We start from the raw sequence: 8,358 nt of genomic DNA, 5'->3' as shown, positions 1-8,358 counted from the left end.
GTGGTGGTGGTCGTCGTCGTGCCCTCGTCGGTGGCGGCGGTCGTGCTGGCGACCGCGCGGGCCTGCGCGACATGAGCCGGGATCGGGCGGACCACCAGGTACGCGGCGGCGGTGGCGAGGAGGAAGACGATCAGTGCGGCGGTGGAGCGTCGCATGTGGATCGACTGGGCGAAACGGATCACGCGTTCGCCGGCGGGCGGGGTCATGATGGCATCCTCACGTGGCGGAGGGCGTGGCCGTGTCGAGGTCGGCGGAGACGGTGATGCCCTCCCGTTTGAGGGCGGTGGAGATGCGGGCCCGCAGGGTCCGTCCGACTTCGAACTGGCGGCCGGGCTGGGTACGGGCGACGACGCGGATGCGGTACTCGTCGAGGTCCAGGCTTTCCACGCCCATCACGGACGGGGCGTCCAGCAGCAGGTCGTGGAGCACCTCGTCGGTGTAGGCCTCGACGCCGACCCGGTTGAGCAGGTCACTGACGGTCGTGACGTCCGCCGTCGCGGGGATCGGGACGTCGATCACGGCGCGGGCCCAGTCCCGGGACAGGTTGATCACCTGGACGATCTGCCCGTTCGGCGTGGTGACGACCTCACCGCTGGACGTCCGCAGCCGGGTGATGCGCAGCGTGACCTCCTCGACGGTGCCCAGGGAACCCGTCCCCGGGCCACCGGAGACGTAGAGCCGAACCAGATCGCCGAAGCCGTACTGTCGCTCGGCGATCAGGAAGAACCCGGCGAGCATGTCCTGCACGACGCGCTGCGCGCCCAGACCCAGGGCCACACCCACGAGCGTCGCGGGCGCGACGAAACCGGTCACCGGCACGCCGAACCGTTGCAGGACGAGCACCGCCGTCAGACTGTAGACGAGGACCAGTGCCACCCAGGTGATCACCTGGGCGACGGCGTGGCGATGCTTGGCCGCCTCGGTGCGCACCACCCGGTCCTGGGTGGACTGCACGTCGATCCGGCTGGTGACCCGGTTGCCGATCCAGGTGGCCAGTCGAGTGAGCAGCACTGCCCCGGTCAGCAGCATGACGATCTCGAGGCCACTACCCCGGGCCCAGTCGGTGATGTCGCTCAGCGGTGCCGTCGCGGTGACGGTTGGCTCCGTCACCGCCTGGATGATCGCGTGCCCCGGCAGGTGGGGTCGAACTCCGCTCACTCACCCGAACCTACCCGCTGTCCGATCGGCGGGTACCCGGCGGAGGTGCCCCCGACCCCGAACATCCACCGGCCCACTGTCACCGATCCGACGCGGTGGTCGACAGGGGGGCCTCGAACCCACACCATGGGAGTGCGGACGGCGAGGGGGTGCACGCACATGCGGCCAGGTAGATGGGCATCATCTCGGCAGGTACGCACCTCCCACGCGCGGCCACGCCCGGAGAGGCCCGAGCCCGAGCACGGGCCCGCATCCGCGCCCGGGTCCGGCTTCGGGCTCGGCACCCCGACCGGCCCCTACGACCTCGCCGAGGCCCCGAACGACGGATGGCCGCGGGTCGATCTCGGCTCGCTCGTCGTCCCGGTGCGGCCCGGTTCGACGGTCGGCGTGTCCGGTCGGCGCACCGCCCGCGGTGAGCGGGAGACCGTCGCGGTCGTCGGGCTCGGCCAGATCGAACTCGTCCTCGCCGCGTTCGCCGCACCCCGGTCGCATCCGCTGTGGGGCGCCCTGCGCGCGCAGCTGAGCATCTCTTCGCGGGCCATCCTCGCCCTCGCCGGCCTGCCCGCCGACGCCGCGGCCGGCCCGGTCCAGGAGACGGCCGGCCCCTGCGGCCCCGAACTGCGCCTTCTCGCCGGCACCGGCGGCGAACGCCGGCTCGTCCGGGTGCTCGGGTTCGACGGGCCACGCTGGCTCCTGCGCGCCACCCTCACCATCCCTCTCCCGGCCGTCCCGGCCGTCCCAGCCACCTCGGGCGTCCCGGCCGCCGGCAGCCTCACCGGTGATCTCGTGACCGGTCCTGGCCCGTCCGCCGATGTGGAACGCATGATCTCCGAGGTGCTCCGCCAGGTGATCGTGCTTCGGGGCGGCCGGGCTGTCCCCAGCGGCGGCGCCCTGCCGCTGACCACGGTGGGCGCGTCCGGCGAGTGGCGGGCGGGCGAGCAGCGTCCCGAGACCGGCCAGCACCACGAGCTCGATGATCAGCTGGGTCGGGTGCGGCCCAACGGCGCGATCGTCGGGGTGGCTCGGGAGAGCACCCCGCCGGAGGCCACCAACCTCGGTCCCTACCTCACGCGCGACCTGTACACCTGGGCCTGAGCCACCCGCGTCCCACCCGTCCGCACCTGCGACCTGCGCCGGACGCCGCCGCGGCACGCTCGCGTGGCCGACCGGCCCGTGGCCGGAGGGTTGTTCCGCCTGTGGACTCGGGTCCCACGGGGAGTGCGACGAAGCCGTCACGGCAGCGATGCTGACAGGGTCGGTTCCGATCGTGTTGGGAGGCAGCGAATGCTCCGTCACAGCTCGACGCCCGCGCATGTCGTGGTGCGCGACCTCTGTGCCGATTTCGTGACGGAAGATGGGGCCCGAGCGGCCGTCGCGGGTACCCTGCGCTACGACCCGGCCGACCCGTTCGCGGTCGAGCTCATCCTGCGCCCCGCCCGCGAGTCGATCACCTGGATCTTCGCGCGTTCCCTGCTCGCGGACGGCACCCAGAGCCGCGCCGGCACCGGTGACGTGCGGATTCGTCCGAACCGCTCGCACGGACGCGCGGTGGTGACCGTCTCGCTGTCCAGTCCGTCCGGACGGGCCGACCTGGAGTTGCCCCGCTCCGTGGTCACCCGTTTCCTCGCCGAGATCGAGGCCCAGGTTCCCAGCGGCCGCGAGAGTGACTCCGTCGACTGGGACGCCGAGCTGCGCGCTCTCTGGCGCACCCCCAACCCCTGACTCCCGCCAGCCCTGACCCCACGCCTCGATCCCACCGACGATCCGACCTACTGGTCGGAGGCATCCGGATTGTCCGGATGGTTTCCGTCCTCAGCATGATCGGCGAGTTCGACGTCTCCGTCGGTGGTGACCGCGGGCCAGGGGGGAATGGGCGGGGGATGGGCGATGCCGGCGTCACGCATGATGGTCTCGATGGTCAGTGGGGCGACGTAGGCGCGGTGCAGTACGGCGGCGGGTTCGCAGAGGTCCAGGTCGACGGGCCGACCGTCACGGGTGACGTAGCGGCGGGCCATGGTGGGCTCAGGCTCCCCGGCGTTCGAGGACGCCGCGCAGCAGGGCGGCCTGACCGACGTGCTGAAGGTCGTCCGCGACGACACTGATCAGGCGGACGCCGAGGGTGACCGGCGGTTCCCAGCGCCGGTCGACGATCCGGTCGAAGTCGGACTCGGTGAGGGTGGCGAGGTAGGCGACGGTCTGGTCGTGGACGGCCTCGTGGTAGGCCACGAGCAGATCGGGATCATCGACCTGGACCGCGTCCACCTGCGCGGACGTGTGCCCGTAGCCGATGGAGGCGGTGTCGAGCTCCAGACCGAACCGGTCGGCGAAACCCTGGGCGGTCCAGACCTGGTCGAGACCGGCGACCTCGGCGATGTGGTCGTCCTGCACCCGGGTGAGATGCCAGATCAGCCAGGCGATCGAGTTCGCCGAGCCGTCGACGCGAACGCCGAGGGTCAGACCGCTCAGCCCGGCGACGGCATCGCGAACCTCGTCGCGCACGCGCCCGAACGCGTCGGCCAGCAGATCGGAACCGTTCATCACGCGGACTCCCTCCCGTGATCGTTACGGCACCGGCGGTACCGGTGTCGATCTTAGGCGTCGACCGGGCGTCCACGGGTGTGCATCATCGCGTCGATGCCCCGGCCACCACCGTCGCCGGCCGTCAGACCCGCCGTCGGAACGCGCGCACCGCCAGCGGCGCGAACACCGAGACCAGAACCACGCCCCACACCAGCACATGCCAGGTGGGATTCAGCACCGGGCCGCCGACGAACAGCCCGCGGGTCGCGTCGGCCAGCGACGTCACCGGGTTGACCTTGACGACCGCCTGCAACCAGCCGGGCATCGTGCTGGTCTGGACGAACACGTTGCTGACGAACGTGAGCGGGAAGATCAGCGTGAAGCCGAAGACCATCACCTTCTCCGGCTCGGAGACCAGCATCCCGACCAGCACCGCGATCCACGACGCGCACAGCGCGAACAGCACCACCAGCCCGACCGCGGCCACGGCCTGCAGGGGCCCGGTCTCGATCCGGAAGCCCAAGATGTAGCCGAGGCCGAGCAGGATGCCGATGGCCCACACCTGCTTGGCGAGGTCGGCGAGGATGCGGCCGGCCAGCGGCGCCGACCGCGCGATAGGCAAAGACCGCAACCGGTCGAACACGCCCTTGGTGAGGTCGGTGTTCAGACCGGTGCCGGTGTTCAGCGTGGTGAACAGCGTGTTCTGGACGATCAGGCCGGGCAGCGCGAACGTCAGGTAGTCGCTGGTCGACCCGGCGATCGCACCACCGAACACGTAGGTGAACAGCAGCAGGAACATCAGCGGCTGGACGCTGAAGTCGATCAGCTCCATCGGATTGTGCTTGACCTGGACGAGGTTGCGCCAGGCCAGCGTGCGCACGTGGCGCAGCGTCTCCAACGGGCCGACCCGGGCCGGGCCGGGATCGGGCCAGACCTCCCGGTGGGTGGACGACTCGGGCAGCGCGGCGGTCAGCGTGGACATGGCGGTCAGCTCCTGGTCGCCGCGGGAATCCGCGCGGCGGGGTCGTCATCGTCGTGGGTGCTCGAGTGGGCGTCGTCCTCGGACGGGCCCCCGGTGGCCGCCGCGGGGTGGCCACCGTTCGCGGCGGCCTCCTCGTCGGCGGGATGACCGGTGAGGGCGAGGAAGACCTCGTCCAGACTGGAACTGCGCAGAGTGATCTCACCGACGGTGACACCGGCGTCATCGAGGCGGCGTACCACCGCGGGCAGTGCGGCCGGATCGGTGACCCGGGCGCTGACCAGGGTGCCGGTGACCTCCGGGTCGGCGCCGACCACGGCGGCGACGGTGGACACGACCAGCGCCAGATCGGTCTCTGTGGCCGGGCGCACCGCCAGGGTCTGCGCACCGGTCTGCCGCTTGAGCTCCTCCGGTGAGCCCTGGGCGATGATCCGGCCGTGGTCGAACACCGCGATGTCGTCGGCGAGCTGATCGGCCTCCTCCAGATACTGCGTGGTCAGCAGCACCGTGACCCCGTGCACGCCGACGAGGTCGCGCACCACCTCCCACATCTCGTTGCGGCTGCGCGGATCGAGCCCCGTGGTCGGCTCGTCGAGGAAGAGCAGCCGGGGCCGCCCGACCAGGCTCGCGGCCAGGTCGAGGCGCCGGCGCATCCCGCCGGAGTAGGTCTTCGCCGGCCGGTCGGCCGAGTCGGACAGCCGGAACTCGGCGAGCAGCTCACGGGCCCGCTGCCTGGCCTGCGGGCGGGACAGCCCGAGCAGTCGGCCGATCATCAGCAGGTTCTCGGAGCCGGTGAGCATCTCGTCGACCGACGCGTACTGCCCGGTCAGCCCGATCAGCCGGCGCACCCGGTGGCTGTCGTGGCGCACGTCGTACCCGCCGATGAGCGCGGTGCCGGCATCCGGGCTGATCAGGGTGGCGAGCACCCGCACCGCCGTCGTCTTGCCCGCGCCGTTCGGCCCCAGCAGGCCGAAGACGGTGCCGGCCGGCACCTCCAGATCGACTCCGGCCAGCGCCGTGGTCTCGCCATACCGCTTGACCAGGCCGTCAGCGACGATCGCGGGGATCGTGTGTTCGTCTCGAACCGTCATGCCCGCCAGCATGCCCGCCACCACCGACAGTTTTGACGATCGCGCGCCGCGTCCCGCTGCCAGCGGAGATGATGCCCTGACAGCTCGCTGCCAGGGCACGCCCCACGCCCGCACGTCATGCCCCACGCCCGCACGTGTCGGACGTGGGGCGGCGGCTTCCCGGTGGATTCCGCCGGCTTCCCACGGGTGGCGACTCGTTCCGGCCGGTTCCCGGTCTCGCGGCTGGTTCCATAAGCCTCCGCCGGCATTCCTGGGTCGATGCGCGAGGATGCTATAGTTCCCGAGAAAACTGCTGTTCTTCCGCGTTTCGGACACGGATCGGGGGGCCCGTGTTCCACCAGTGCCGAACGTCTCCATACCCGCTGGCATACCGTTGGCGGAGCTTCGCCGGATCAGCGAGCTCGCCGGCTCCGGCCAGGCTCGGCGCACGGGTCGATGCGTTTCCCGGTCTCCGGGCCGAAGCCGCTGTCGGTGCCGCTGTCGGTGCCGTTGTTGGTGTCGGTACGAGGCCGTCATGAGCGGCGGCTGGTACGGGCTTGGCCCGAAGGATCCGCGGCGGAGGCCGTACCGGGTCGACGGCCTGCTCGGTCAGGGCGGCATGGGCCGGGTCTATCTGGGGCGTGATCCGGCGGGCCGGCCGGTGGCCATCAAGATGATCAAAGATGATCTCGCCGCCAACGCCGAGTACCTACGGCGTTTTCGTGAGGAGGCGGCCAATGCGCGGCGCATCGCCCGCCAGCACACCGCCCAGGTACTCGACTTCAACATCGACGGCGGTTCGCCCTACCTGGTGACCGAGTACGTCAAGGGTCAGACGCTACGTGATCGGATTCGCCACGGCCAGCCGATCGTCGGCTCCGAACTCGACCAGCTCGCCTTCGTGCTGGCCACTGCGCTGCAGGCGATGCACCAGGTCGGGCTGATCCACCGTGACCTCAACCCGGAGAACGTCATCCTGTCGTCGATGGGCCCCCGTGTCATCGACTTCGGCGTGGCCCGGGTCGCGGACAGCCCCCACGAACCGGACCGGAACTCGACCTTCGTCGGCACCCTCGGGTACATCGCCCCCGAGATCCTGGACTCCAGACCCGCGACGGCGAAGGTCGACATCTTCGCCTGGGGAGCCACCGTCGCCTTCGCCGGTACCGCACGCTCGGTCAGGCTCCGGACCTGCGCGGGCTCGAAACGCCGCTGCGGGATGTGGTCGAGAGTGCCCTGCACAAGTCGCCGACGATGCGACCGTCCGCGGCCGACCTCGTCCGGGTGCTCAACGGCGGTGCGGTACTGGGCGCCGGGCTGGACGAGCCGTCGGCCGGCCACGGTGGTGAACCGCCAGCACACACGGAACGTGAGCTCATCCTGGAACAGGAAATTCTTCGCAGAATGGGGATGTAGGTGCACGGAGCAGCGCCGTCGATTGTCGCCGCCGTTGATTTCGGCACTTTCGGATCCGGGTATGCGTGGGCGTTGACGAATCTGACCGGCGGGTATATCCCGAGCCATGACATCAACTGCAATGACCAGTGGCCGGGTGCCGATTCCGGATATTCCAAGAACCGTAGCGCGATTCTGCTGGACGGCCGGGGAGAGACCCTGGCCTGGTGCTACGAGGCGCTCAACCGCTACACCGACGGGGGTGACCGGGCCGGCGGCTTCGCCGTCGACTTCAAGATGCGGCTGGCCTCCGGTGACGGTCCGGGCGCCGCCGGTCCGGGCATGGCACCGGGTGCCGGGTCACGCCCGGTGCCGGGTCCGGATCCGCGGCTGGGATCGGGTGTGGGGCCAGGTGGCGGCCTGGGTGGGCGTGCTGGCAGTGGGCAGGGGAGCAGCCCGAGCCAGGCCGAGGGTGGTCGCAACGAGACCGGTCGGTCGACCGAACACCTCATCGCCGCCTACCTGCACGAGCTCTACATCGTCGCCCGTCAGCACATCCAGCGGGCAGGGTACGGCGACCTGCCGATCACCTGGTATCTCAGCGTGCCCGCGATCTGGAGTGACTTCGACCGGCAGGTCATGCGCCGGACCGCCGAGGCGGCGGGCTTCCCCGCCGAGGCGCACCGGCTGTCGATCGTGCTCGAACCGGAGGTGGCCGCGCTGTACTGCATGGCCAGTGAGGCCCGCGCCGGCGGCTTCGGCCCGGTCGGCCCGGCCCAGGTCGCCGGGCTGGGTGCACCCCGGCACCGGCCGGGTTCCCGGTTCGTCATCGTCGACTGCGGCGGCGGTACCACCGACCTCGTTCCGCTGGTGGTGCGGGCCGACGGCACCTTCGACCAGATCGGCGTGGCCAGCGGCGACACGTCCGGCGCGAACCGGATCACCCGACAGTTCACCGTCTCCGTGCTGGCCGAGCGGCTGGGGCGCACCACGCTGCTGCGCCTGGTGGAGGCGGAACCGAAGGCCGTCAACGAACTGATGCGGGCCTGGGAGAAGGCCCGCGACGTCTTCGACCTCGCGCAGCGCGCACCGGTGCGCATCGAACTGTCCATGCGGCTGTGGAAGGCGCTGCCCGGGTCGGCGCGCACGCGGCTCGCCGCCGCGCAGAACGGGGAGAACGAGGCGATCCTGCTGTCCGCGGCCAGAACCCGGGCCCTGCTCGACACGTCGGTCGAC

At 70.9% G+C, this 8,358-nt stretch carries 8 protein-coding genes and 2 pseudogenes; 4 read left to right on the top strand and 6 right to left on the bottom strand.

Annotated features, from left to right (window positions below):
• Together G6R24_RS15595 and G6R24_RS15590 are read right to left on the bottom strand one after the other, a co-directional pair.
• Positions 1 to 206: pseudogene (locus G6R24_RS15595) on the bottom strand (hypothetical protein); the annotation flags it as partial.
• A 10-nt stretch (positions 207 to 216) separates the two neighbouring features.
• Positions 217 to 1,110, bottom strand: a complete 894-nt coding sequence (locus tag G6R24_RS15590; RefSeq protein WP_225438585.1) for a mechanosensitive ion channel family protein — start codon at positions 1,108 to 1,110, stop codon at positions 217 to 219.
• A gap of 207 nt (positions 1,111 to 1,317) precedes the next feature.
• Between G6R24_RS15590 and G6R24_RS15585 the strand changes: the two genes are divergently transcribed.
• Positions 1,318 to 2,253, top strand: a complete 936-nt coding sequence (locus G6R24_RS15585) for a DUF3710 domain-containing protein (protein ID WP_163549975.1) — start codon at positions 1,318 to 1,320, stop codon at positions 2,251 to 2,253.
• 249 nt (positions 2,254 to 2,502) lie between these two features.
• A complete protein-coding gene (locus tag G6R24_RS15580; protein WP_225438584.1) occupies positions 2,503 to 2,880 on the top strand; it encodes an SsgA family sporulation/cell division regulator in 378 nt (125 codons plus the stop codon).
• Positions 2,881 to 2,927: 47 nt separating this feature from the next.
• Here the strand turns inward: G6R24_RS15580 and G6R24_RS15575 are convergent, their stop codons facing one another.
• The 4 genes from G6R24_RS15575 to G6R24_RS15560 form a co-directional block, all read right to left on the bottom strand.
• A complete protein-coding gene (locus G6R24_RS15575; protein WP_163549973.1) occupies positions 2,928 to 3,173 on the bottom strand; it encodes a hypothetical protein in 246 nt (81 codons plus the stop codon).
• Between the two features lie 7 nt (positions 3,174 to 3,180).
• Complete coding sequence (locus G6R24_RS15570) at positions 3,181 to 3,696, bottom strand: mycothiol transferase (protein ID WP_163549972.1); 516 nt, start codon at positions 3,694 to 3,696, stop codon at positions 3,181 to 3,183.
• A 124-nt stretch (positions 3,697 to 3,820) separates the two neighbouring features.
• Positions 3,821 to 4,660, bottom strand: coding sequence for an ABC transporter permease (locus G6R24_RS15565; RefSeq protein ID WP_163549971.1), 840 nt, complete (start codon positions 4,658 to 4,660; stop codon positions 3,821 to 3,823).
• 5 nt (positions 4,661 to 4,665) lie between these two features.
• Positions 4,666 to 5,748 (bottom strand): ATP-binding cassette domain-containing protein, encoded by a 1,083-nt coding sequence (locus G6R24_RS15560; RefSeq protein WP_225438583.1) that lies wholly within the window; start codon positions 5,746 to 5,748, stop codon positions 4,666 to 4,668.
• 514 nt (positions 5,749 to 6,262) lie between these two features.
• On the opposite strand from G6R24_RS15560, the gene G6R24_RS15555 reads away from it, so the two are divergent.
• Together G6R24_RS15555 and G6R24_RS15550 are read left to right on the top strand one after the other, a co-directional pair.
• Entirely contained in the window at positions 6,263 to 7,219 is a 957-nt protein-coding gene (locus G6R24_RS15555; protein WP_163549969.1) for a serine/threonine-protein kinase, read from the top strand.
• A pseudogene (locus tag G6R24_RS15550) lies at positions 7,216 to 8,358 on the top strand (hypothetical protein); the annotation flags it as partial. The gene G6R24_RS15555 and the pseudogene G6R24_RS15550, both read left to right, overlap by 4 nt.

The organism is Candidatus Frankia nodulisporulans (assembly GCF_902806475.1).
Classification (GTDB): Bacteria; Actinomycetota; Actinomycetes; order Frankiales; family Frankiaceae; genus Frankia; species Frankia umida.
Note: the sequence above shows the minus strand (reverse complement) of the source record. Positions and strands in the feature narration are given on the sequence as shown.

Excerpts from the sequence above, each read along its gene's own strand:
- G6R24_RS15575 (WP_163549973.1), bottom strand. The coding sequence starts at position 3,173 with ATGGCCCGCCGCTACGTCACCCGTGACGGTCGGCCCGTCGACCTGGAC.
- G6R24_RS15570 (WP_163549972.1), bottom strand. The coding sequence starts at position 3,696 with ATGAACGGTTCCGATCTGCTGGCCGACGCGTTCGGGCGCGTGCGCGAC.
- G6R24_RS15585 (WP_163549975.1), top strand. The coding sequence starts at position 1,318 with ATGCGGCCAGGTAGATGGGCATCATCTCGGCAGGTACGCACCTCCCAC.
- G6R24_RS15565 (WP_163549971.1), bottom strand. The coding sequence starts at position 4,660 with ATGTCCACGCTGACCGCCGCGCTGCCCGAGTCGTCCACCCACCGGGAG.
- G6R24_RS15555 (WP_163549969.1), top strand. The coding sequence starts at position 6,263 with ATGAGCGGCGGCTGGTACGGGCTTGGCCCGAAGGATCCGCGGCGGAGG.
- G6R24_RS15560 (WP_225438583.1), bottom strand. The coding sequence starts at position 5,748 with ATGACGGTTCGAGACGAACACACGATCCCCGCGATCGTCGCTGACGGC.